Annotated in this window: 20 protein-coding genes, 2 tRNA genes and 2 pseudogenes; 9 read left to right on the top strand and 15 right to left on the bottom strand. The window is 59.4% G+C overall.

Annotated elements, in window-relative coordinates:
• The first annotated feature begins 120 nt into the window (after positions 1-120).
• From KW848_RS21720 to KW848_RS21705, 5 genes and pseudogenes are all read left to right on the top strand, one after another.
• Positions 121-1434 (top strand): MFS transporter, encoded by a 1314-nt coding sequence (locus tag KW848_RS21720; RefSeq protein ID WP_218538013.1) that lies wholly within the window; start codon positions 121-123, stop codon positions 1432-1434.
• A 59-nt stretch (positions 1435-1493) separates the two neighbouring features.
• Entirely contained in the window at positions 1494-2048 is a 555-nt protein-coding gene (gene pseH, locus KW848_RS21715; RefSeq protein WP_192406174.1) for a UDP-4-amino-4,6-dideoxy-N-acetyl-beta-L-altrosamine N-acetyltransferase, read from the top strand.
• A 72-nt stretch (positions 2049-2120) separates the two neighbouring features.
• Positions 2121-2945, top strand: a pseudogene (locus KW848_RS32500) (PAS domain-containing protein); the annotation flags it as partial.
• Entirely contained in the window at positions 2925-3485 is a 561-nt protein-coding gene (locus tag KW848_RS32495) for a methyl-accepting chemotaxis protein (RefSeq protein WP_375154728.1), read from the top strand. The pseudogene KW848_RS32500 and the gene KW848_RS32495, both read left to right, overlap by 21 nt.
• Before the next feature lie 57 nt (positions 3486-3542).
• The gene (locus KW848_RS21705) at positions 3543-4142 is read left to right on the top strand and encodes a flavin reductase family protein (protein WP_218538011.1); all 600 of its coding nucleotides are present in this window, start codon (positions 3543-3545) and stop codon (positions 4140-4142) included.
• A gap of 12 nt (positions 4143-4154) precedes the next feature.
• Here the strand turns inward: KW848_RS21705 and KW848_RS21700 are convergent, their stop codons facing one another.
• Together KW848_RS21700 and KW848_RS21695 are read right to left on the bottom strand one after the other, a co-directional pair.
• On the bottom strand, positions 4155-4523 hold the full coding sequence (locus KW848_RS21700) for a cupin domain-containing protein (protein ID WP_111451254.1): 369 nt from the start codon (positions 4521-4523) through the stop codon (positions 4155-4157).
• Positions 4524-4598: 75 nt separating this feature from the next.
• Positions 4599-5408, bottom strand: coding sequence for an AraC family transcriptional regulator (locus KW848_RS21695; protein WP_074880285.1), 810 nt, complete (start codon positions 5406-5408; stop codon positions 4599-4601).
• A 149-nt stretch (positions 5409-5557) separates the two neighbouring features.
• Here KW848_RS21695 and KW848_RS21690 point away from each other — a divergent pair, with 149 nt between their 5' ends.
• Positions 5558-6199: a LysE family translocator gene (locus KW848_RS21690; protein ID WP_076029765.1), complete on the top strand. Its 642-nt coding sequence runs from the start codon at positions 5558-5560 to the stop codon at positions 6197-6199.
• A 10-nt stretch (positions 6200-6209) separates the two neighbouring features.
• The gene (ddlA, locus tag KW848_RS21685) at positions 6210-7304 is read left to right on the top strand and encodes a D-alanine--D-alanine ligase (protein WP_218538010.1); all 1095 of its coding nucleotides are present in this window, start codon (positions 6210-6212) and stop codon (positions 7302-7304) included.
• A gap of 110 nt (positions 7305-7414) precedes the next feature.
• Here ddlA and KW848_RS21680 read toward each other — a convergent pair.
• Together KW848_RS21680 and ggt are read right to left on the bottom strand one after the other, a co-directional pair.
• A pseudogene (locus KW848_RS21680) lies at positions 7415-7567 on the bottom strand (transcriptional regulator); the annotation flags it as partial.
• 181 nt (positions 7568-7748) lie between these two features.
• Positions 7749-9581: a gamma-glutamyltransferase gene (gene ggt, locus KW848_RS21675; RefSeq protein WP_218538009.1), complete on the bottom strand. Its 1833-nt coding sequence runs from the start codon at positions 9579-9581 to the stop codon at positions 7749-7751.
• 164 nt (positions 9582-9745) lie between these two features.
• Between ggt and KW848_RS21670 the strand changes: the two genes are divergently transcribed.
• Positions 9746-10855, top strand: coding sequence for a DUF2817 domain-containing protein (locus KW848_RS21670; RefSeq protein ID WP_218538008.1), 1110 nt, complete (start codon positions 9746-9748; stop codon positions 10853-10855).
• Here the strand turns inward: KW848_RS21670 and KW848_RS21665 are convergent.
• From KW848_RS21665 to KW848_RS21655, 3 genes are all read right to left on the bottom strand, one after another.
• Positions 10759-11667 carry a hypothetical protein gene (locus KW848_RS21665; protein ID WP_218538007.1) on the bottom strand — a complete coding sequence of 303 codons (909 nt, stop codon included), beginning with the start codon at positions 11665-11667 and terminating at the stop codon, positions 10759-10761. The two genes, KW848_RS21670 and KW848_RS21665, sit on opposite strands and share 97 nt — an antisense overlap.
• A 145-nt stretch (positions 11668-11812) precedes the next feature.
• A tRNA-Met gene (locus KW848_RS21660) sits at positions 11813-11889 on the bottom strand.
• A 116-nt stretch (positions 11890-12005) separates the two neighbouring features.
• Positions 12006-14063, bottom strand: a complete 2058-nt coding sequence (locus tag KW848_RS21655; protein ID WP_218538006.1) for a methyl-accepting chemotaxis protein — start codon at positions 14061-14063, stop codon at positions 12006-12008.
• Positions 14064-14395: 332 nt separating this feature from the next.
• On the opposite strand from KW848_RS21655, the gene KW848_RS21650 reads away from it, so the two are divergent.
• Positions 14396-15613 (top strand): MFS transporter, encoded by a 1218-nt coding sequence (locus KW848_RS21650; RefSeq protein WP_218538005.1) that lies wholly within the window; start codon positions 14396-14398, stop codon positions 15611-15613.
• Positions 15614-15736: 123 nt separating this feature from the next.
• On the opposite strand, the gene ychF is transcribed toward KW848_RS21650, so the two are convergent.
• The 8 genes from ychF to KW848_RS21610 form a co-directional block, all read right to left on the bottom strand.
• Positions 15737-16837 (bottom strand): redox-regulated ATPase YchF, encoded by a 1101-nt coding sequence (gene ychF, locus KW848_RS21645; RefSeq protein ID WP_218538004.1) that lies wholly within the window; start codon positions 16835-16837, stop codon positions 15737-15739.
• 22 nt (positions 16838-16859) lie between these two features.
• Positions 16860-17444: an aminoacyl-tRNA hydrolase gene (gene pth, locus KW848_RS21640; RefSeq protein ID WP_111451263.1), complete on the bottom strand. Its 585-nt coding sequence runs from the start codon at positions 17442-17444 to the stop codon at positions 16860-16862.
• 169 nt (positions 17445-17613) lie between these two features.
• Complete coding sequence (locus KW848_RS21635; RefSeq protein WP_218538003.1) at positions 17614-18216, bottom strand: 50S ribosomal protein L25/general stress protein Ctc; 603 nt, start codon at positions 18214-18216, stop codon at positions 17614-17616.
• Positions 18217-18357: 141 nt separating this feature from the next.
• Complete coding sequence (locus KW848_RS21630; protein ID WP_003208392.1) at positions 18358-19299, bottom strand: ribose-phosphate pyrophosphokinase; 942 nt, start codon at positions 19297-19299, stop codon at positions 18358-18360.
• Between the two features lie 45 nt (positions 19300-19344).
• A tRNA-Gln gene (locus KW848_RS21625) sits at positions 19345-19419 on the bottom strand.
• 37 nt (positions 19420-19456) lie between these two features.
• A complete protein-coding gene (gene ispE / locus KW848_RS21620) occupies positions 19457-20308 on the bottom strand; it encodes a 4-(cytidine 5'-diphospho)-2-C-methyl-D-erythritol kinase (RefSeq protein ID WP_046053453.1) in 852 nt (283 codons plus the stop codon).
• 2 nt (positions 20309-20310) lie between these two features.
• A complete protein-coding gene (lolB, locus tag KW848_RS21615) occupies positions 20311-20928 on the bottom strand; it encodes a lipoprotein insertase outer membrane protein LolB (protein WP_111451266.1) in 618 nt (205 codons plus the stop codon).
• A gap of 4 nt (positions 20929-20932) precedes the next feature.
• Positions 20933-22657: a tetratricopeptide repeat protein gene (locus tag KW848_RS21610; RefSeq protein ID WP_218538002.1), complete on the bottom strand. Its 1725-nt coding sequence runs from the start codon at positions 22655-22657 to the stop codon at positions 20933-20935.
• Positions 22658-22769 lie beyond the last annotated feature (112 nt).

Raw genomic sequence — 22769 nt, 5'->3', positions numbered from 1 at the left:
TCGGTTCTATTTTGTGACGAAGTTTTACGCGTCCAGGACTTTGGTCTAACGGGTTGTCCGTTGGCGCGTTTGCGTAGACCATGGGCGCCTTGGTTTTTTGCCTATGCCAGAGTTCTTTTCATGACTGCCAACACCCACCCGCGTCCGGCGCCGTTCACCCGCTCGGATTACAAGACCCTCGGCCTTGCGGCCCTTGGCGGCGCGCTGGAAATCTACGATTTCATCATTTTCGTCTTTTTCGCCCTGACTCTCAGCCAGCTGTTCTTCCCGCCGGAAATGCCTGAGTGGCTGCGGCTGCTGCAAAGCTTCGGGATCTTCGCTACCGGTTATTTGGCGCGGCCGTTGGGCGGGATTCTGATGGCGCATTTCGCCGACCGACTGGGCCGCAAGAAGGTCTTCAGCCTGAGCATCCTGATGATGGCGCTGCCGTGCCTGCTGATCGGCATCATGCCGACCTACGCGCAGATCGGTTATTTCGCACCGTTGCTGTTGTTGGCCCTGCGAATACTCCAGGGCGCGGCGGTGGGCGGCGAAGTGCCGAGTGCCTGGGTGTTCGTCGCCGAGCATGCACCTGTCGGGCACCGCGGCTATGCCCTGGGTTTCCTGCAGGCCGGGCTGACGTTCGGTTACCTGATCGGTGCACTGACGGCGACGTTTCTGGCGCAGGCGTTCACCCCGGCAGAAATCCTTGATTACGCCTGGCGTTACCCGTTCCTGCTGGGCGGTGTGTTTGGCGTAATCGGCGTCTGGCTACGTCGCTGGCTCAGCGAAACCCCGGTGTTCATGGCCATGCAGGCCCAACGTGATGCGGCCGTCGAACTGCCGCTGCGCACGGTCTTGCGTGAACACCGTCTGGCCATGCTGCCGGCGATGATCCTCACCTGCGTACTCACCTCGGCGGTGGTGGTGTTCGTGGTGATCACCCCGACCATGATGCAGAAAACCTTCGGCATGACCGCCAGCCACACCTTCGCCCTGAGTGCCTTGGGCATTGTTTTTCTGAATATCGGCTGCGTCCTCGCCGGGCTGCTGGTCGACCGCATTGGCGCCTGGCGTACGGTGATGCTCTATAGCCTGCTGCTGCCATTGGGCATCGGCGTGCTCTATACCTGCCTGATCATCGGAGGCAGCTGGATCGGTCTGGCGTACGCGGTGGCCGGCCTCGGTTGCGGGGTGGTCGGCGCGGTGCCGTCGGTGATGGTCAGCCTGTTCCCGGCGCGGATTCGTGTCTCGGGAATTTCCTTCACCTACAACATTGCCTACGCCGTCTGGGCGAGCATCACACCGTTGTTGCTGATCGGTCTGATGCCGTGGAGCCCATGGATCTGCGTGATTTTCAGCGCGGTGATGGGGGCTGTGGGGGTGAGCAGTGCCGCGTATTTCGGGACGCGGATGCCTAATGTCGGGAGCCGCAGCGTGGCTCCCTGCGTTTAGTGACTGTCAGCGGGTTCCTGCGATGTACAGGAGCAACACAATGCAAAGGAGCAGCACAAGTGCAATTGGTACCCATCCTTGAAGTGTCCCGTCAGGTTCAGTCGCGTGTGCGCGATTTGCGTAATCAACCTGATGTTCGCCAATACATGTACACCGATCATGAGATATCCGAGGCCGAGCACACGGCCTGGCTCGGCTCGTTAACGGACAATCCGCGTCAATCCGTGTTCGTACTCATGCTCGACGGCGCAGCCCGTGGCGTGGTGTCGCTGAACGCGATCAGCACGTTGCACAAAACGGCTGACTGGGCTTTTTATCTCGACAGTGATCTGCAAGGACAAGGGCTGGGCAGTCGGTTGGAGTTCTGGCTTCTGGACCACGCGTTCGGTGTGGCAGGTCTGGAAAAGCTCAACTGTGAGGTATTGCAGAGCAACCCGGCGGTGATCAGCCTGCACCAGAAGTTCGGCTTTTCCGTTGAGGGCGTGCGACGCCAGAACATCATCAAGGACAACGTCAGAGTCGATGTGGTGATGCTGGGCATTACTCGACAGGAATGGGCGGCGCGACGGCCGAAGATGGAAGACGTGATGGCACGGCTAAACCGTGTCAGCTGATCAGGTGGGCGCACCGCAACTATTTTTGTAGGACAACCCTGAAACACTCTTCAGAAAAAATCCCAAAGGCCGATGGCTAGGCTGCATGCCGCTTTCTTTCCCTGTCCATCGGTGTATCCCATGTTCAACAAACGCTTGAAGCAGGAGCTGTCGGCTCTTCGCGAAGAACTCTCCAGCCTCCAGCAAGTGAAGGAAAGTCTGGAAAGCGAGATGCTGGTCCTGACCCTCGATGTCGATGGGCGGATTCAATCGGTTAACCAGAACTTCATCGGTGAGATGCTCTACAAAAGCAGCGACCTGATAGGGCGACACATCGAAGACATCGTCCCGACCCATGTGAAGTCGGACGAATTCCATCAGCGCTTCAAGGTCGCGTTGACCCGTGGCGAGCACTTTGCCGGCACGGTGCGCTTGTTGCGTGGCAATGGTCAGGAAGCCTGGCTGCGCTCGATCGTGCAGCCGGTTCGGTCTGCGGACGGGCGGATCAAACACTTCTCGATTTACTCCAGTGACCTGACCCGCACCATCGAGGCGTCTCGTGAGCATGAGAACCTGATCGGCGCGCTTGTGCGCTCCACGGCAGTCATCGAGTTTGACCTCAATGGCAACGTGCTGGCGGCGAACGAGCGGTTCCTCAGCGGCATGGGTTACAGCCTGGCGCAGATCCAGGGCAAACATCACCGCATGTTCTGCGAGCCCGAGGAATACAACAGCACCGCGTACCAGGACTTCTGGCGCCGCTTGAATGCAGGCGAGTTCGTCGCCGCCCGTTTCAAACGCATCGACAGCCACGGTCGCGTGGTCTGGCTGGAGGCTTCCTACAACCCGGTGGTCGATGCCAACAACACGCTCTACAAAGTGGTGAAGTTCGCCACGGTGATTACCGATCAGGTCAATCAGGAGCAAGCCGTCGCCGAAGCGGCCAACATTGCCTACGGTACCTCGCAGCAAACCGACAGCAGCGCGCAACGCGGGAGTGCGGTGGTGACTCAGGCGGTCAATGTGATGCGTAACCTGGCCACGCACATGCAGACCGCCGGCGAAGGCATCGAAGCGCTGAACGAGCAGTCGCTGGTGATCGGCACCATCGTCAAAACCATCAGCGGGATTGCCGAACAGACCAACCTGCTGGCGCTCAACGCAGCCATCGAAGCGGCTCGGGCCGGGGAGCAGGGGCGTGGTTTCGCGGTGGTGGCGGATGAGGTCCGGCAATTGGCTTCGCGCACCAGCCAGGCAACCGATGAGATTGTCGGCGTGGTGCGGCAGAACCAGGACATGGCGCGCAACGCCGTGGCGCTGATGACCGAGGGCAAACTCCAGGCTGAACAGGGCCTGGCGCTGGCGGCAGAGGCGGGGACGGTGATTGTCGAGATTCAGGACGGTGCACAGAAAGTGGTGAACGCGGTCGGGCAGTTTGCCAATCAGTTGTCGACTTGATGCCTGCCATCGCGGCGTAAATCGCTACAATCGGCGTTTTCCCCAGGAGCAGCCATCATGAGCGTTTCTCACCGCCGTCCGGTTCCCTTGGCCAAGGCGTATCGTCTGCTCAATCACGGCCCGACCGTGCTGGTCAGCGCGGCTCATGACGGCCAGCGCAACATCATGGCGGCGGCCTGGGCCATGCCGCTGGATTTCGAGCCGCCGAAAATTGCCGTGGTGCTGGACAAGTCCACCTGGACACGGCAATTGCTGGAGGCTTCGGGCACGTTTGTGCTGAATGTTCCCTGCGCCGCCCAGGCCGATATCGTCCAGACCGTGGGGTCGACGTCGGGCCTGGAATTGACCCGGGACCAAGGCCGGGACAAGTTCCAGGTCTATGATTTGCCGACGTTCAGCGCTGAATTGATCGATGCGCCGATGCTCGAAGGCTGCGTCGCCTGGCTGGAGTGTCGACTGCTGCCGGAGCCCGGCAATCATCAGCAGTACGATCTGTTTCTGGCTGAAGTGATTGCCGCACAGGCAGACGAGCGGGTGTTCAGTGACGGTCGCTGGCACTTTGAAGGGCAAGACGCGTTGCGCACCTTGCACCATGTGGCGGGCGGGCATTTTCTGAAAATCGGCGATCCAGTGGACGGCAAGGTCTTGCAGGCGTAAGCAGCCTGCCTTTCACACCCAGACGTCATTCTGCGCAGTGCGCTCGCCACCTTCGTTACCTGTGTTCAGCACACCCTTGGGTTCGATCAGCAGGAGTTTCACCTCCTGCTCGGCGAACGGTTTGTGCTCGACACCTTTTGACACCACATACATTTCGCCGGCGTTCACCAGCACGTGGCCATCGCGAAAGTCGATACGCAGTTGCCCTTCCAGAACGATGAAGGTTTCGTCGGTATCCAGGTGATCGTGCCAGATGAAATCCCCCAGCAGTTTCACCACCTTGAACTGGTAGTCATTCATTTCGGCGATGACCCTGGGCGTCCAGTACGGGCCGATCCTGGCGATTTTTTCAGCGAAATTCAGGCTTTCGTAAGCTTTCATGCAGCAGCTCTCGTGGTTGATCGTGCATCCACGATAGCCAGCGCATCGGCGTGCTTCTTGAACGATCGTGCGGGCTCAGCGGCGGTGCATTTTCATCCAACGGGCCGGCGACAGTCCGTAGGTTTTGCTGAACTGCCGGGTCATGTGGCTCTGATCGGTGAAGCCGGCGATCAGCGCGGCGCTGACCAGTGACTGGCCCTGGATCAACAGCGAGCGGACCAGGTCGAGGCGGCGCATGGTCAGGTATCGATAAGGGCTGGTGCCGAACAACAGGCGAAAATCCCGCGACAGACTCCAGCGATCACGGCCGCTGTGTTGCGCCAGTTCTTCCAGCGTCACGGTGCGATCCAGCGCGCTGTGGATGAATTCCCGCGCGCGTTCGGCGGCCACGTAGTCGAAGCTCTGGCGGGTAGCCGGCACGCCGGAAACGCTGTTCAAGGCTTGCGCCAGGTCGAACAGCGCATCTTGCTCTTCGAGAGGGTCGAGAGGGCAATCGAGGCTTCGCAGCAGCACGGCGGTGGCGGCGAACAAACGTGGATCGGCTGACAGGCCGGTCTTGATAAACGGCAACGGCTGGCCGCCGAGCATTTGCTGGATCAGCGCCGGTTCGATGTACATCATTCGGTACTGGAACCCGGTCTCGGTGCCGGCTTCGCCATCGTGAACTTCGTCCGGGTGCAGCACCATGGTCCCGCCCGGCAGACTGTGGCGCCAGCCACCGCGGTACTGAAAACTCTGCACCCCCGCCAGGGTATGGCCGATGGCGTAGGTGTCGTGGCGGTGAAGGTCGTAGCCGTGCCCTGCAAAAAACGCCTCGAAACGTTGAAGCCCGCCAACGTCGGGCGCGCGGTGGAACCAGTCGATGGGAGGTGTGTGCTTGGCCATGGGTTGTTGCCTTGAACTCAATGCTGAACACGTTACCCCACTGACCAGCCGCCTGTCTGCTGCCGATCGAATCATCCGGCCGGTAGAAAATCCCCGGCTAATGTTGCAAGGTGTTGCATATTTTCTAAGCCAAGAAGGCGACCCACATCATGGAAATATCCCACCTTAGCTATGCTGCTCCGTTGTTGTCGTTGGCGCTGTTATGGACAGTTGCGGTGGTGACGCCGGGGCCGAACTTCTTCAACACCGCGCAACTGGCTGCCAGTTGCTCCCGGCGCCACGGGGTCGTCGCCGCACTGGGCGTGGCCACGGGCACGGTGCTTTGGGGGTTGGCGGGTGGCCTGGGCATCAAGTCGCTGTTCAGCGCCGCGCCGACGCTCTACCTGAGCTTCAAGATTGCCGGCGGTTGTTACCTGATCTATCTGGGTTTGAAGCAGTTCAAGCGCAAACCACCGAGTGTGCCGGGCGATAACGGCTCGCTGAATGTCGCCGGTCGCACGCTGCTATCGGCTTATGGCCGGGGCTTTGTGGGCAACATGACCAATCCCAAGGCCGCGCTGTTCGTTGCTACGATTTTCGCCACGGCCATGCCGGCCTCACCGCCACCGATGTTGCTGGCGCTGGCCGTGCTGACCATGGCGACCTTGTCTTTCAGTTGGTATTGCAGCGTGGCGCTGCTGTTTGCCAGCCGGCGGGTCGCGGGTGCTTATGATCGTTCGCGTAAATGGCTGGATCGCTTCGCCGGCAGTTGCTATCTGCTGTTCGGCGCGCATCTGGTGGCCAATCGTTGAGGAGTTCTGAATGAGCAAACTGCGGGTGGGCATTATTTTTGGCGGCCGTTCGGCTGAACATGAAGTGTCGCTGCAATCGGCGAAAAACATCGTCGATGCGCTGGACCGTTCGCGCTTTGAACCGGTGCTGATCGGCATCGACAAGCAAGGCCACTGGCATCTGAACGACCCTTCGAACTTCCTGCTCAACCAGGAAAACCCGGCGTTGATCGCCCTTAACCAATCCAACCGCGAACTGGCCGTTGTGCCGGGCAAGGCCAGTCAGCAATTGGTGGAAACCTCCAGTCAGGAAATGCTGGGTCATGTCGATGTGATCTTCCCGATCGTCCACGGCACCCTGGGCGAAGACGGTTGCCTGCAAGGCTTGCTGCGCATGGCCGATCTGCCGTTTGTCGGCTCCGACGTGCTCGGTTCGGCCGTCTGCATGGACAAGGACATCAGCAAGCGCCTACTGCGTGACGCCGGGTTGGCGGTTACGCCGTTCGTCACCCTGACCCGCGCCACCGCGGCCCGCACCGGGTTCGCCGAGGTGCAAGGCAAACTCGGCTTGCCGCTGTTCGTCAAACCGGCTAACCAGGGATCTTCCGTGGGCGTCAGCAAGGTGAATGACGAAATCGAGTACGCGGCAGCAGTGGCGCTGGCCTTGGGTTTCGATGAGAAAGTCCTGGTCGAGTCCGCCGTCAGCGGCCGCGAGATTGAATGCGCGGTGCTCGGCAACGAAGACGCCATCGCCAGCGGTTGCGGCGAGATCGTGGTACGTAGCGGGTTTTATTCCTACGACAGCAAATACATCGACGCTCAAGCGGCGGAAGTGGTGGTCCCGGCAAACATCAGCCGCGAGGCTAGTGAACGCATCCGTGCCCTGGCCGTCGAGGCATTCCAGGTGCTGGGCTGTTCCGGGCTGGCGCGGGTCGACGTGTTCCTGACCGACAGCGGCGAAGTGCTGATCAATGAAATCAACTCGTTGCCCGGCTTCACCCGCATCAGCATGTACCCCAAGCTATGGCAGGCCACTGGTATGACTTACAGCGAGCTGGTCAGCCGTTTGATCGACCTGGCGCTGGAGAAGCATCAGGCGCGGCAGGCGCTGAAGATCTCTCGCTAGGCTGAATCCAGCGCGCAGTGAACTCCGAAGTCGTCATCCAGCTCGATGGCGACGCTCACGGCGTCTCATATCATTTTGGGTATCTCGGCCTGATTCGTCTGCTGACGCAACCGCTTCGATTCATAGGCTTCGATCAGCGTGATCATAATGTCGAAGTAATCACCCTCAGGGGTGCCAGGCTCTGGTTCGTTGTCGAATAGCGCTGACACGTTCTTGAGGGCTGCACGATAGTCCTCGTCGGTGTGAATGGGGCGGATGTTCATGGGTTACTCCATCTCGACGGTATCAGCGTCGATTGCGTCGTACTGTTTGGGAGTGCCGACTCTATCCAAGAAGCAGTCACTTGCGGGTAGGAAAAGGCTGCGCGAAGTGGCCGATCAGGATGTATCGGGTGTAAAAAAGGGCCTACCTCCCGGTAAACCCTTGCTCATTCCCGCGTACGACTCAATCCCCCAACGCTGCCCCCTCACGCCGCGGATCAGCCCCACCCGCCAACGACGTTTTCCCTTGCGCATCCTTGACCCGAACAATCGCCTGGGTCCCGCTGGTCATGTCGATCTCGTTCACGCTGTGCCCTTTGTCCTTCAGCGCCTGAATCAGCGCCGGGCTGAACTGCCCCTGTTCCAGTTCGGTCGGGCCGTTGCGGCTGCCGAAGTTGGGCAGGCTGATGGCGGTTTGTGGGTCGAGGTTCCAGTCGAGCAGGCCGATGGTGGATTTGGCGACGTATTCGATGATCTGCGAGCCGCCGGGGGAGCCGATGGTGGCGAGGAATTCGCCGCTCTGGCGGTCGAAAATCAGGGTCGGTGCCATGGACGAGCGTGGGCGTTTTCCGGGTTCGACGCGGTTGGCAACCTTCTGGCCATTCTCTTCGGGGATGAACGAGAAGTCGGTCATCTGGTTGTTCAGCAGGAAACCCTGAACCATCAGGTGCGAGCCAAACGCGGATTCCACCGTGGTGGTCATGGACACGGCGCCGCCTTCGTCATCCACCGCCACCACTTGCGAGGTGGAGATGCGCAGCGGCGAGCGGTCCGGTGCATAGGCGACTTGAATGCCCGGCGGGGTGCCGGGTTTGGCTGTGCCCATGCTGCGATCGCCGATCAGGGCCGCGCGATCGGCCAGATACGCAGGGTCCACCAGACCTTTGACGGGGACGGGCACGAAGTCTGCGTCGGCCACGTACTGCGCGCGGTCGGCGTAGGCCAGGCGCTCGGCCTCGGAGATCAGGTGCACGGCTTCAGGCGTCGGTTCGATGCCCGCAGGTTTGTTTGTCTTGACCGGTTTGAGCGGCGCCAGGGCAAAACGCGGGTCACGGGTTTCCAGGGCCTGCAAGGTGCCGAGGATCTGCGCCACGGCGATCCCGCCTGACGACGGTGGCGGCATACCGCAGACCTGCCAGCGTTTGTAATCGGTGCACAGCGGCGCGCGTTCCTTGGCGCTGTAGCCGTTGAGGTCGTTCAGCGACAGGCTGCCAGGGTTGGCGTGGCCCTGAACCTTGGCGACGATCTCCTGTGCGACGGGGCCTTTGTACAACGCATCCGGTCCTTCCTTGGCAATGCGTTTGAACACCGCGGCCAGCGCCGGGTTTTTCAGCGTAGTGCCCGCGGCTTTCGGGCTGCCATCGGCATTCAGGAAGTAGGCGATCATGTCCGGCGAGCGTCGGATAGACGAGTCCGAGGCGATCAACTGGTGAAGACGTGGCGAGATGGCGAAGCCTTGTTCCGCGAGTTTGATCGCTGGTTCGAACAGCCGCGCCCACGGCAGATGACCGTGCTTCTGATGGGCCAACTCGAGTGCCCGCAACACGCCCGGTGTCCCGACTGAACGACCGCCAATCTGCGCCTGGGTGAACGGCATCGGTTTACCGTCGGCTTGCAGGAATAGCTTCTCGGTGGCGCCGGCCGGAGCAGTTTCGCGACCGTCATAAGTGCGCACAGCCTTGCCATCCCACAGCACGATCAACGCGCCACCGCCAATGCCCGAGGATTGCGGCTCGACCAGGGTCAGCACGGCCTGCATCGCAATCGCTGCATCGATTGCCGAACCACCCTGGCGCAACATCTCCCGCCCGGCCTCGGCCGCCAGCGGATTGGCCGCGGCTGCCATGTGTTTCGAGGCGTGTTGGGTTTGCAGGTCAGTGCGATAACCCGACGCGACTTCTGGTGCGACAGGCAACGTCGAAGTGGTCGGGGCGCTACAGGCTGCGAGGGTTAAAGCCGCGGCGATCAGCGAAAAGGCTGACAGGCGATAGTGGCTCAAGGGGAAGATTGAGAACACGTGGGGGCACTCCGTCCGTGGGAAAGATCAGGGGACTTTATCGGCCGAAAGGGAGTGACGCAAACCAGCGCCTACAGCAAAGATGCTTTTGCCCTTCATGAGTCCGCGGATTTTCTGTAGGGTCGAGGGCAACAGACTGGCCAGAAGATCAACAAGAGGCAGACATGCAGACCGAGTTCCCCACCCAGCCAAGTTACCGCACCCAGCGTGATCAATTCCTGGCCGCCGCGACCGCGGCCGGTGCGACGCTGACCGAGTACCCGCATCCACTCAAAGGGCCGTTCGGTGAGCCGTTGAGCACCGATGTGGCCGTGCTGGGTGATCCGCGGGCGAAGCGTTTGCTGATTGCGCTGAGTGGCACTCATGGCGTCGAAGGTTTCTACGGTTCGGGGTGTCAGATCAAGTGGTTGCAGGCGTTGGGCAAGCGTTCGCTGCCGGCCGATGTCGCGGTGGTGATGATCCACCTGATCAATCCGTGGGGCACTGCGTGGCTGCGTCGGGTCAACGAAGACAACATCGACTTGAACCGCAATCACCTGAACTTCGAGCATGCATTGCCAGATAATCAGGCCTATGCGGCGCTGCATGAAATCTATGCCTGCACGCAGTTGCAGGGCCCGGAACGTGATCGCGCCGATGCCTTGCTCGATGAACAAATCGCCGAACACGGCTGGCCCGCCGTGATGTCGATTGTCGAGGGTGGCCAGCACCGTCATCCCGATGGTTTGTTCTACGGCGGACTGGCGCCGAGCTGGTCGAACCGCACGTTGCATCAGATCCTTCAAAAGCATGTTTCCCATGCCGAAGTGGCCATGTGTTTTGATTTGCACACCGGCGCCGGGGAGTACGGGCATCCGATGTTGCTGACCATTACCGAAGCGGCGTATCCGGCGCTTGCGGATGCGCAGGCGATTTATGGTCCGTGGCTCTATACCTTGCACACGGGCGCCAACACGCTGAGCGAAACCGGCGTTGCTGCCACTGCTACCGGCTACACCTCGCAGGCGTTGATCAATGCGTTGCCGCACGTGCGGTTGATGCCGTTTGTGATCGAGTGCGGGACGTATCCCGGCGCAGAGGTTCATCGTCATCTGCGCGATGATCACTGGCTGCACCTGCATGGCAATCCGAGTGATGCAGTGGGGCGCGGGATCAAACTGAATCTGGTGGAGCAGTTCTATCCCGCCGACAGCGACTGGCAGGCGATGGTCTGGCTGCGCACCTGGCAGATTTGGGAGCGGGCGTTGTCAGCATTGCCGGCAATTCGTTCCTGACGTGATTTGCGCGGACGTGGCCTCTCGTTGCCCGAACTCATGCGGTTCAAATCTTCCTGCAACCGCAGCATGCTTTCTTCGCCGACGCGGATGAAGCCGCTGCGGGGTTGATCCAGGTCGAGGGTGATGGTGAAGACCATGGCAATCAGGATCGCGAAGATGGCCGTCGAGCCGTGCCGTCGACGGTGACCCAGGCCATAGCTGTAAGCGATGAAACCCAACGCACCGATGGCCACGACGAACAGCAGATTGATGACGGTTGCCGGGACATGATCGTCCTGCTCGGCGCGGCGCTTTTCATTGACGTTGTAGACGTCGGTCAACGCCTGGATCACCAGGTTCATGGCGGCTGTCGCTTCGCCCTGAGCCTCGGCGGCTGCGGCCAGGTTCCATAACTGGTCCTCGATCGTCCGCGACGATTCGCTGGCGGCCTTCAACAGTTTCTCGTCCGTGCCGGCGCGCATGAATTCAATCCGCGCCGAGACATAATCCTTGAGCATCGCTGACATCTTCCCGCGCAGATCAGACGGCAGCAATTTCGCTCGCAGGTAGGTCGAGCCGATCACCGTGACTTCATCTTGAATCAGTGTCTTGCGCGCTTCGAAACGTGAGGTGGCCATGGCGAAGTTGAAACCCAGCAACAACGCGAGCAGACCGAGGAGGGCGGTCTGCAAAACGGTGAGGTGGGAGCGGGTCGAATCATTGCTGTGGGTTCGGTGATGACGGCCGAGACGAAAAGCGAGTTCCAGCACCACGCAGAAGATGGCGACCACGATGAAAAACAGAATGATTTCGTCCAGGCCCCAGTACATAGGCTAGGTCTCTCTGCGTTCAAGCTTTGGCATTAACTGTAGGAGAGAACCGCGAAGAGTGGGCATTAACCGCCCTGTGGGCCGGGAGCACTTTTCTCGAGGCATAAAAAAACGGCCTACCTTTCGGTAAGCCGTTTTTAGTACTTGGTGGCTACACAGGGACTTGAACCCCGGACCCCAGCATTATGAATGCTATGCTCTAACCAACTGAGCTATGTAGCCAAGTGGCGCGCATTATTGGCTCGTAACGGAGATGTGTCAAGCGTAAATCTAAAATATTTCTCTACGCTTTCAACCGCTTATCCGCCTGACCCGAAAAAACGGGCCAGGAGGGGGCATCAACTGAGCTGAAATCTCCCGGTATTGGCACTCAAGGCCTTGCTGCCCTGGCTCAAGGTGTCCGCTGCCAGGTTCACCGCTCGCGCGCCTTCGAGCAAGCGTACCGCGGCCTGATCGACTTGCTGGATATTGCCGCTGACCTCGTCGGCGGTGGTCGCTTGCTCGTCGACCGCGGTAGCGATTTGCGCCAGCGTGTCGGTGACGCTCTGCACGGCACTGGCAATTTCCCCCAGGCGTTCGCCGAGGCCAGTGACGGCCTGGGCGTCGGACTGAGCCTGGCCGCAAGCGGCTTCCATCAGGCTCACCGCTTCGTTTACGGTGCTGCGCAGGCTGTCGACAGTCCCGGCAATCTGCGCGGTGGAGGACTGGGTGCGTTGCGACAGGCTGCGCACTTCATCGGCCACCACCGCAAAGCCACGACCTTGCTCGCCCGCGCGAGCGGCCTCGATGGCGGCGTTAAGTGCCAATAGATTCGTCTGCTCGGCAACGCCGCGAATGGTATCCACCACCAACTGAATTTGCTGCCCTTGTTCACTGACCCGGCCCAGTGCTGCCGCGGTGTCGTTCAAGCGCTGATTGAGTTGCTGAATACTCGCCGTCGTGCGCTGGCTGTCACGGCTGCTGTCGGCGGCGATGCGCTGGGTGTGCTGAGCGCTGCCGGAGGCCTGTTCGCAACTCTGGGCGACCCCTTGGGAGGTCGCGGCCAATTGCGTGGCTGCCGCGGCGATCTGGCTGATCTGCAACTGCTGGGCTTCGACTTCTCCAAGGGCGCCGCTGGAGTGATGGTTGAGGGTGCGAACCGCGTTGCTCAGCTGCAAGGTTTCATGATCGACCCCCAGCAAACTGTTGCGCAGTTGCACCACCGCGACGTTGAGGGCGGTGCTGATGGCGGCCAGTTCATCGCGACCTTCTACCGGTACTTGCAGGCTCAGATTGCCGTCGCGCAAGGCTTCGGCCAGCAGGGTAATACCGCTGGCGCTACGACGGATCGAGGTCTGCAAGCAGATGAACAGGTACAGCGCGGCCAGCAACAGGCAGCCAAAAATGCTCGCTACCAGGATGAACTGGCGAATGGCAGAACCGTGGTAATAGTCCAGGCGCTCATCCAGCGACACCAACGACTGCTGACGCAACGAAGCGAGGTCGGCGAGCAGGGTGTCGAGGCTGCGTTCGAACTCTTCCGGCTTGAGCTTGATGCTGCCACCGAACACACCGTCATCGAGGACTTTCAGCTCGGCGTCCAGGTGCTTGAGGCTGTCATGGTATTGCCCGGCCCAGGTTTGCAACGCGCTGGGCAGCCGCGCTTCCAGCAGGTTCGCTGTTTTGACCAACTGCTCCCGGGCGTCGCCGATGCGGCTGCGCAAGTCGCGCAGTTGCAGACGGCTTTGCAGGGTGAATTGCCCGGACACTACAGAGGCCTGGCCAACACTGGCGAGACGGCCGACGCGTTCAATCAGGTCTGGCGCGTGCTGCGTGGAGATCTGCGTCAGCAAATAGGTCTCGAGCCACGGCGCCAGCGTCAGGCGATTATCCATGGCGATCTGCTCGCGCAAGGCTTGCAGGGCACTCAAGGCATTGGTGAAACGATCGTAACCGTCCGGCCACCAACCGACGCTGCTCAGGCTTTTCGAGTCCAGGCCGTTGAGGGCGGTTTGCAGGGCTTGATATCGGGTCAGGGTTTCGCCCTCGGCGCCTTCGGTTTGCAGTGCGTTGCCAAGGTCGGTGGTGGCTTGGGCGACGGCGGGCTGAACCGTATCGAAAGCCGCCATCGCCGCGATCGTCGCGGGTGTCGGCTGGCGATTGGTTTCCGTGGCGCGCCAGCGAGCCGCGCGGTCACGTTGAGCGGCGAGCAGGTTATCCAGAGCATCGAGGGCGAGCAGTTGCCGAACCCCGGCACGTTCGCCGGAGATCAGGTTCAGTTTGTCGCGATAGTCCTGACCGATCATCCACAGGCTGCCCGTCAACGGCAGGATAAACAGTAGAAACAACAGCTGAAATTTGCGTGCGAAGCCAAAACGCCCCAGCAACCCGATCCCCGGTGATAAAAAAGCCTGCATGCCCCAAAACTCCTCTGGACACCACGCACCATTGGCGTGCGTCGCAACCGTTGCGGTCGCGACCTGTGCCCTTCTAAAAGGCCTCGAAAGTTCACCCTCGTCAGCTCTGTAGGCCGACTCTGTGGCGAAACTTCCCATTCTCGGTCCCCTTTGTAAGGGGCCGCGTTGAAGCGGATTACCAAGGCAAGATTCAGACCATGGCGTTGCGCTATCACCTTTCCAGCGATGAAAATCGAGGTCGTTAGCAGGCTAAGGGGATGGCGCTGCTGCACTGAAAAATGGCACATTGACGCACCTGCCCGTGTGCACCCATCTGTTGTACGGAAACTCTTATGGCTATCAGCAATGTCCAGACCGGCGCGCAGCCGGCATCCGCGACTTCACAAAGCAGCCCTTTGGTGATGCGTATTATCGGCGCCGTGGCGCTGGCGCATTTGATCAACGACTTGATCCAGTCGGTGCTGCCGTCGATCTATCCGATGCTCAAGGCCAACTATGGCCTGACGTTCACCCAGGTTGGCCTGATCACTTTGACGTTCCAGCTGACGGCTTCGCTGTTGCAGCCGTGGGTCGGTTACTACACCGATCGGCACCCCAAACCCTGGCTGCTACCGGCCGGAACGGTTTGCACCTTGATCGGCATTTTGATGATGTCGGTGGTCGGCACCTTCCCGTTGATTTTGCTGGCGGCAGGGTTGATCGGTATCGGCTCCTCGACCTTTCACCCGGAAGCTTCTCGCGTGGCGCGACTGGCCTCGGGCGGGCGATTTGGCCTGGCGCAATCGACCTTTCAGGTGGGTGGTAATGCCGGTTCGGCCTTCGGTCCGTTGCTCGCCGCCGCGATCATCATTCCATTCGGTCAGGGCCATGTGGCCTGGTTCGGCCTGTTCGCGGTGTTTGCGCTGTTCGTGCTTTATCGGATCAGCCGCTGGTACGCCAATCACTTGAGCCTGTTCAAACTCAAGCAAGGCCAGGCGGCGACGCATGGCTTGTCGAAGAACCGCGTGATCAGTGCACTGGTGGTACTCGGGCTGCTGGTGTTCTCCAAGTATTTCTACATGGCCAGCTTCACCAGTTATTTCACCTTTTACCTGATCGAGAAATTCGACCTGTCGGTAGCGAGTTCGCAGTTGCACCTGTTCCTGTTTCTCGGCGCGGTAGCGGCGGGGACCTTCTTTGGTGGACCGATCGGCGACAAGATCGGGCGTAAGGCCGTGATCTGGTTCTCGATCCTCGGCGTAGCGCCGTTCACCCTGATCCTGCCTCATGTCGACCTGTTCTGGACCAGCATTCTCAGCGTCGTGATCGGCTTCATCCTGGCGTCAGCGTTCTCGGCAATTGTGGTGTATGCGCAAGAGCTGGTGCCGGGCAATGTCGGGATGATTGCCGGGGTGTTCTTCGGGTTGATGTTCGGCTTTGGCGGGATTGGTGCCGCGTTGCTCGGGCATTTGGCGGACATACACGGCATCGAATACGTGTACTTGCTGTGTTCGTTCCTGCCGTTGTTCGGTGTGCTGGCGATCTTCCTGCCAAGAACCAAAAAAGCCTGACCCTCACAAATCCCCCTGTGGGAGCGAGCAAGCCCGCTCCCACAGTTGATCGGTGGTGTGGTGGTGATTATTTCAGGCACAAAAAAGCCGCGTCTAAACGCGGCTTTTTCTTGGGCGGGTGTCTTACACGTTAAAACGGAAGTGCATCACGTCGCCGTCTTTAACGATGTAGTCCTTGCCTTCCAGACGCCATTTACCGGCTTCTTTGGTGCCGGCTTCGCCCTTGTACTGGATGAAGTCGTCGTAGGCGATGACTTCGGCGCGGATGAAACCTTTCTCGAAGTCGGTGTGGATCACGCCAGCGGCTTGTGGTGCGGTGGCACCCACGCGGACGGTCCAGGCGCGGACTTCTTCGACACCGGCGGTGAAGTAGGTCTGCAGGTGGAGCATTTCGTAGCCGGCGCGGATGACGCGGTTCAGGCCAGGTTCTTCGAGGCCCAGGGCTTCGAGGAACATGTCTTTCTCTTCGCCGTCTTCCAGTTCGGCGATTTCGGCTTCGATCTTGTTGCAGACCGGAACCACCATGGCGCCTTCTTCTTCGGCGATGGCTTTGACGATGTCCAGCAGCGGGTTGTTCTCGAAACCGTCTTCAGCGACGTTGGCGATGTACATGACCGGCTTGGTGGTCAGCAGGTGGAAGCCACGAATCACCGCTTTGTCGTCGGCGCCCATGTTCTTCATCAGCGTACGGGCAGGCTTGCCGAGGGTGAAGTGAGCGATCAATTGCTCCAGCAGGCCTTTCTGGACCACGGCGTCCTTGTCACCACCCTTGGCGTTGCGGGCGACTTTCTGCAGTTGCTTCTCGCAGCTGTCGAGGTCGGCAAAGATCAGTTCCAGGTCGATGATTTCGATGTCGCGTTTCGGGTCGACGCTGTTGGAGACGTGAATCACGTTCTCGTCTTCGAAACAGCGGACTACGTGCGCGATGGCATCGGTTTCACGGATGTTGGCGAGGAACTTGTTGCCCAGGCCTTCACCTTTCGAGGCGCCGGCTACCAGGCCTGCGATGTCGACGAATTCCATGGTGGTCGGCAGGATGCGCTTTGGATTGACGATGACCGCCAGGGCTTCCAGACGTGGATCCGGCATCGGCACGATACCGGTGTTCGGCTCGATGGTGCAGAAGGGGAAGTTCTCGGCCGCGATCCCGGATTTGGTCAGGGCGTTGAATAGGGTGGACTTGCCGACGTTAGGCAGGCCGACGATGCCGCAATTGAATCCCATGGTGTTTTCCCCGAGGAGTGAGTCAGGCCTTCTGGCTGTGCAGGTTTTTCATCGCGCGGTTCCATTCACCGGCGAGGATATCCGGCAGCACGCCGAGGGCAAAGTCGATGCTGGCATCGAGTTTTTCCTGTTCGGCGCGTGGCGCACGACCCAGGACGAAATTTGAAACCATACTGGCAACGCCCGGGTGGCCAATGCCAAGCCGCAAGCGGTGAAAGGTATTCTGATTGCCCAGTTGCGCGATGATGTCGCGCAACCCGTTGTGACCGCCATGGCCGCCGCCCTGTTTGAGCTTGGCAACGCCGGGTGGCAGGTCGAGTTCGTCATGCGCCACCAGGATTTCTTCAGGCGTAATGCGGAAGAAGCCGGCAAGTGCCGCGACGGCCTGGCCGCTGCGGTTCATGTAGGTGGTGGGAATCAGCAGACGAACATCCTGACCCTGATGCGAAAAGCGCCCGGTCAGGCCGAAATATTTACGATCCGCCACAAGGTTTACGCCTTGTGCGTTCGCGATGCGCTCAACAAAAAGGGCCCCTGCGTTATGCCGGGTCTGTTCGTATTCAGCGCCTGGATTTCCCAGGCCAACGATCAGTTTGATGGCAGTCACGATAGGGGCCCTTCCTTGGAGTGGTGGATAACATCGCCGCGACAGGTGTGTGCGGCGAAAGTGGACGACAAGTGCTCATTTACCATTATGTAAACTCCGCGTTCTCGCCCGCTTTCTCGCTACGCTCTAGTCCGCGATGTTTCCGGTCACTCCGGCGAACAGAGTGAAATTACTCTGCTGCGCCTTCTTCAGTAGCTTCTGGAGCAACACGTGGAGCGTGGACGTTGGCAACAGCCTTGTCATCACCGTGTACCAGAGCAACAAACTCAACGCCTTTAGGGGCTTTGAGGTCAGACAGGTGAATGATCGAGCCGATTTCGGCGTTAGCCAGGTCGACTTCGATGAATTCAGGCAGGTCTTTCGGCAGGCACGAAACTTCGATTTCAGCAACAACGTGCGAAACTTCGCCGCCTTTCTTGATCGGCGCTTCTTCACCAACAAAGTGTACAGGCACGATAGCGGTCAGTTTCTGGCCAGCTACAACGCGTACGAAGTCAGCGTGCAACACGTGGCCTTTGGCCGGGTGACGCTGCAGAGCTTTGATGATTACGTTTTGCTTGGTGCCGCCAACGTTCAGCTCGATGATGTGGCTGTAAGCCGCTTCGTTTTCGAGCAGTTTGGCAACTTCTTTAGCCAGCATGCTGATGGATTCAGGGGCTTTTTCGCCACCGTAAACTACAGCTGGTACCAGGCTTGCGAGACGACGCAGGCGGCGGCTCGCACCTTTCCCCAGGTCGGAACGCACTTCAGCATTCAGAGTAAATTCGTTCATGTTGTATCTCCAAAATAACCACATTCGCCCCAGCGTTTGCGACCAGCGCTAAAGGCGATATGGGCAAAAAAGCCCCGCCCCGACAGGAATGCCGGGGCGGGGCGCTTTTCGTCAACGAAATATTCGAGAAGGGCAGGGCCCTTAACGGAACATCGCGCTGATCGATTCTTCGTTGCTGATGCGGCGAACCGCTTCGGCAACTACCGGCGCGATATCCAGTTGACGGATACGCGAGCAGGCTTGAGCAGCAGCGGACAACGGGATGGTGTTAGTCACCACCAGTTCGTCCAGCATTGAGTTTTCGATGTTTTCGATCGCCCGACCGGACAGCACAGGGTGTGTGCAGTAGGCGAAAACCTTGGCAGCGCCATGCTCTTTCAGGGCCTTGGCCGCGTGGCACAGAGTGCCGGCGGTATCGACCATGTCATCGACCAGAATACAGGTACGCCCTTCGACATCACCGATGATATGCATCACTTCAGAGTGATTGGCTTTCTCACGGCGTTTGTCGATGATCCCGAGATCCACGCCCAGGGATTTGGCAACAGCACGTGCACGCACGACGCCGCCAATGTCCGGGGACACGATCATCAGGTTTTCGAAGCGCTGATCTTCAATGTCATCCACCAATACCGGGGAGCCGTAGATGTTATCTACCGGAATATCGAAGAAACCCTGGATTTGGTCAGCATGCAGATCAACCGTGAGAACACGGTCGATGCCGACTACGGTAAGCATGTCAGCAACGACTTTCGCGCTGATAGCCACACGTGCGGAACGCGGACGGCGATCCTGACGGGCATAACCAAAGTAAGGAATAACAGCAGTGATACGAGTAGCCGAGGAGCGGCGGAAGGCATCAGCCATCACTACCAGTTCCATCAGGTTATCGTTAGTCGGAGCGCAAGTCGGCTGAATAATGAAGACATCTTTACCGCGGACGTTTTCATTGATCTCGGCGGTAATTTCGCCGTCGGAGAACTTACCGACAGAGATGTCACCGAGAGGGATATGCAGCTGACGTACAACACGCCGAGCCAGATCGGGGTTAGCGTTCCCCGTAAAGACCATCATCTTGGACACGCGCAGTACCTAGAGGCTGAGGGTAACCTGGATGAGTATAGAAAATGGCAGGGGCGGCTGGATTCGAACCAACGCATGGCAGGATCAAAACCTGCTGCCTTACCGCTTGGCGACGCCCCTGTATCTGTTGCAACGAGTACCCAGTACTCGATTCCTTTTAGAGCAGACTTTGCAGCTTGCGATGCAACATCGAAACGTTGCTTCCCTTTGCTACAAACCCTGTAAGGGTCTCTGTAAGAAGGGCCGAGACTTTATCAGCTTCAGCTTTGCTTGGGAAGCCCCCAAACACACAACTTCCAGTTCCGGTGAGTTTTGCTTCGGTAAATTTACCTAACAAATTCAAAGCGTTACGTACATCTGGGTAACGCCTTGCTACCACCGGTAAGCAGTCATTTCGACTGTTTCCCTTGGGAACGGGGCGCACTTTAATGGGAGAAGAGTTACGTGTCAACAACGGATCTGAAAAAATTTCTGCTGTACTTACAGAGACTTGCGGCACAAGCACGAGATACCACGGTTCTTCGGGGTCTACAGGGGTCAGTTTCTCCCCCACGCCTTCTGCAAAAGCCGCGTGCCCACGCACGAAAACCGGGACGTCCGCGCCAAGCGTCAGGCCCAGCACGGCCAGCCGATCCTCATCCCAACCCAGTTGCCAGAGATGATTGAGGCCGAGCAAAGTCGTCGCAGCATTTGAACTGCCACCACCGATACCACCGCCCATGGGCAGAATTTTTTCGATCCAGATGTCGATACCGAGGGAACAACCGGATTGCTCCTGAAGTTTTTTTGCAGCTCGAACAATCAGATTGCTGTCGTGAGGAACGCCATCGAATTCGGTGTGCAGTCGAATGACACCGTCATCACGAACGGCGAACGTGATTTCATCGCCGTAATCGAGAAACTGAAAAATAGTCTGCAACTCGTGATAACCGTCTTCACGGCGACCGAGGATGTGCAGCATCAGATTGAGTTTGGCCGGGGAGGGCAGCGTCAAGCGCGGAGCGGTCATGTTCACTGCCCCAATTTGCGAGGTTGCCATTCCTTGATCACCAGCGTGACGTCAAGGTCGGTGCCGTGCAGTTTGATCCGCTCGGGCAGCCAAAAGCCGTTTTGCTCGGCATAGCTGAGGTATTCGACCTGCCAGCCATCCTGCTCAAGATTGGCCAGGCGGCTGTCGGCATCCAGCGTCAGACGGCTTTTGCTGTCCGGAGCCGGGAGCCCGCGAACCCACCAGGCCAGATTGGACACCGGTAACTTCCAGCCCAGTTGTTCTTCGACCAGCACTTCGGGCGTCGGCGCTTCATAGCGGCCCTGGTTGGCGACTTCCAGCGAGACCTTGCCGGGGCGGCCGGTCAGGCGTGCTGCGCCGCGACCCAGGGGGCCGGAGAGGCGAATGTCGTAGTAATCCTGTCGCTGCAGCCAGAACAACGTGCCGCTGCCCGAGTCTTTCGGGGCGCGAATGCCGATCTTGCCGTTGATCTGCCAGCCGTCGAGGCTGGTCAGTTGCTGTTTGTACTCGCGCCATTGGGCCGGGTTGCCTTTGCCCTGGACCGATTCGCGGGCGCCGAAGCCCGCGCAACCGGCGAGCAGGGCGATGAAGCTGAAAACAATGAGGTGGCGCAAAAACATAATCTTAAAGAGTCTCTGATCCGGTCAGGCGCTTGATGGTGCTGCGCAGGAGGGGGCTGTCGGGCTGTTCCTTGAGGAACTTGCTCCAGATTTGTTTGGCTTCCCGTTGCTTGCCATTGGCCCACAGGACTTCGCCCAGGTGCGCGACGACTTCCTGATCGGGGAAGCGCTCCAGCGCCTGGCGCAGCAGGCGTTCGGCTTCGTCGAAATTGCCCATGCGGAAGTTCACCCAGCCGAGACTGTCGAGTACCGCCGGGTCTTCCGGATTGATCTTGTGCGCCTGTTCGATCAAGGCCTTGGCTTCGGCGTAGCGCGTCGTACGGTCGGACAGGGTGTAACCGAGGGCGTTCAGCGCCATCGCGTTGTCCGGGTCGCGCTTGATGATCAGGCGCAGGTCTTTTTCCATCTGCGCCAGGTCATTGCGTTTTTCCGCTTGCATGGCGCGGGTGTACAGCAGATTCAGATCGTCCGGGTATTGCTGCAAGGCTTGCTTCAATACATTCCAGGCCTTGTCGGGCTGTTTATTGGCGGACAAGGTTTCGGCTTCGATCAAATACAACTGAATCGCGTAATCGGGCTGTTCATCGCGCTCCGCAGCCAGGCGGCTTTGGGCTTCGGCGGTCTTGCCGTTGTTCATCAGGATATCGGCCTGACGCAATTGCGCCGGCAGGTAATCGTTGCCCGGGCCGACCTGGGCGTACTCGATCAGCGCGCCTTGAGGGTCATTGCGCTCTTCAGCGATACGACCGAGGTTCAAGTGCGCCGAATCGACGTGGCTTTCCCGGGCAATCAGGTCTTCCAGATAGCCCTTGGCCTCCTTCCAGGCCTTGGCTTCCAGGCAAACCAATGCCAGGGAGTAACGCAGTTCGTCGTCTTCGGGGTACTGCTGAACCAGGCTCGAGAACTCGGCTTTGGCGTCGTCCATGCGGTCCTGTTCAACCAGCATGCGCGCATAAGTCAGGCGCAGGCGTTTGTCGTCCGGGTATTTCTTGATGCTTTTTTGCAGAAGCGGCAAGGCTTCATCGCCACGACTGAGGGTCTGCAGCAGGCGTGCGCGCAACAGAATCGGTGCTATTTCGCCTTCGTCCGGAGGATTGTCTTCCAGCAGGCCCAGCGCACCCTTGGCGTCACCGTCCTGTTGCATCAGCAAGGCTTTGCCGAAAATCAGCTGACTGTTGTTCGGATGGCGCTGCAATAAACGGTCAAAACTTTTCATCAAGCCGTTGCGCGTGTCCTGGTCGGTATCGGCCGCAGACAGGGCGAGGAAGTCGAAATGCGTGTCGCCCTTGCCTTGCAGGACTTTCTCCATATAGGCCATGGAGTCGTCATAACGCCCGGCACGAGCCAGTTGCACGGCAGCGGCCCGTTGCGCCTCAAGGTCTTGCGGCGCGTTTTTCGCCCAGATCAACGAGGTGTCCAGGGCAGCCTGATCGGCGCCCAGGTACTCGGCGATACGGAATGCCCGCTCGGAGATGCCCGGATCCTGAGTGTTGATCGCCTGGGTCACGTAGTTGTCCAGGGCAATGTCGAAACGATTGCGCTGGCCAGCCAGTTCGGCGCTCAACAGACTGAAGATGGTTTCTTCACTGAATGAGCTGTAAACCTTGGGCTTTTCAGGGGCCGGAGTGCTGTCTTCGACCGGCGGCGTACCGTCCGACGAAACGGGTGCCAAGGCCTGGCAGCCGCTGAGGAAGACAAAAGCGAGGAGCAACGCGGAAGATCTATTCATATAGGAAGAGGACGACTAACCTGCGGTCGGATCATCATGACACAAGCCTTCGGCCAAACATAACCGTGTCTCAATTGGCGCCTTTATAGAGGCAGGTCATTGGGACAATAGT

Source organism: Pseudomonas sp. PDM25 (assembly GCF_019219045.1).
Classification (GTDB): domain Bacteria; phylum Pseudomonadota; class Gammaproteobacteria; order Pseudomonadales; family Pseudomonadaceae; genus Aquipseudomonas.
Note: the sequence above shows the minus strand (reverse complement) of the source record. Positions and strands in the feature narration are given on the sequence as shown.

Coding starts and splice junctions, on each gene's coding strand:
- KW848_RS21665 (WP_218538007.1), bottom strand. CDS start 11,667: ATGTACTGGGGCCTGGACGAAATCATTCTGTTTTTCATCGTGGTCGCC.
- KW848_RS21635 (WP_218538003.1), bottom strand. CDS start 18,216: ATGAACGAATTTACTCTGAATGCTGAAGTGCGTTCCGACCTGGGGAAA.
- ychF (WP_218538004.1), bottom strand. CDS start 16,837: ATGGGATTCAATTGCGGCATCGTCGGCCTGCCTAACGTCGGCAAGTCC.
- KW848_RS21610 (WP_218538002.1), bottom strand. CDS start 22,657: ATGAATAGATCTTCCGCGTTGCTCCTCGCTTTTGTCTTCCTCAGCGGC.
- KW848_RS21690 (WP_076029765.1), top strand. CDS start 5,558: ATGGAAATATCCCACCTTAGCTATGCTGCTCCGTTGTTGTCGTTGGCG.
- KW848_RS21670 (WP_218538008.1), top strand. CDS start 9,746: ATGCAGACCGAGTTCCCCACCCAGCCAAGTTACCGCACCCAGCGTGAT.
- lolB (WP_111451266.1), bottom strand. CDS start 20,928: ATGTTTTTGCGCCACCTCATTGTTTTCAGCTTCATCGCCCTGCTCGCC.
- KW848_RS21705 (WP_218538011.1), top strand. CDS start 3,543: ATGAGCGTTTCTCACCGCCGTCCGGTTCCCTTGGCCAAGGCGTATCGT.
- ddlA (WP_218538010.1), top strand. CDS start 6,210: ATGAGCAAACTGCGGGTGGGCATTATTTTTGGCGGCCGTTCGGCTGAA.
- KW848_RS21655 (WP_218538006.1), bottom strand. CDS start 14,063: ATGCAGGCTTTTTTATCACCGGGGATCGGGTTGCTGGGGCGTTTTGGC.
- KW848_RS21650 (WP_218538005.1), top strand. CDS start 14,396: ATGGCTATCAGCAATGTCCAGACCGGCGCGCAGCCGGCATCCGCGACT.
- KW848_RS21700 (WP_111451254.1), bottom strand. CDS start 4,523: ATGAAAGCTTACGAAAGCCTGAATTTCGCTGAAAAAATCGCCAGGATC.
- KW848_RS21695 (WP_074880285.1), bottom strand. CDS start 5,408: ATGGCCAAGCACACACCTCCCATCGACTGGTTCCACCGCGCGCCCGAC.
- KW848_RS21720 (WP_218538013.1), top strand. CDS start 121: ATGACTGCCAACACCCACCCGCGTCCGGCGCCGTTCACCCGCTCGGAT.
- ispE (WP_046053453.1), bottom strand. CDS start 20,308: ATGACCGCTCCGCGCTTGACGCTGCCCTCCCCGGCCAAACTCAATCTG.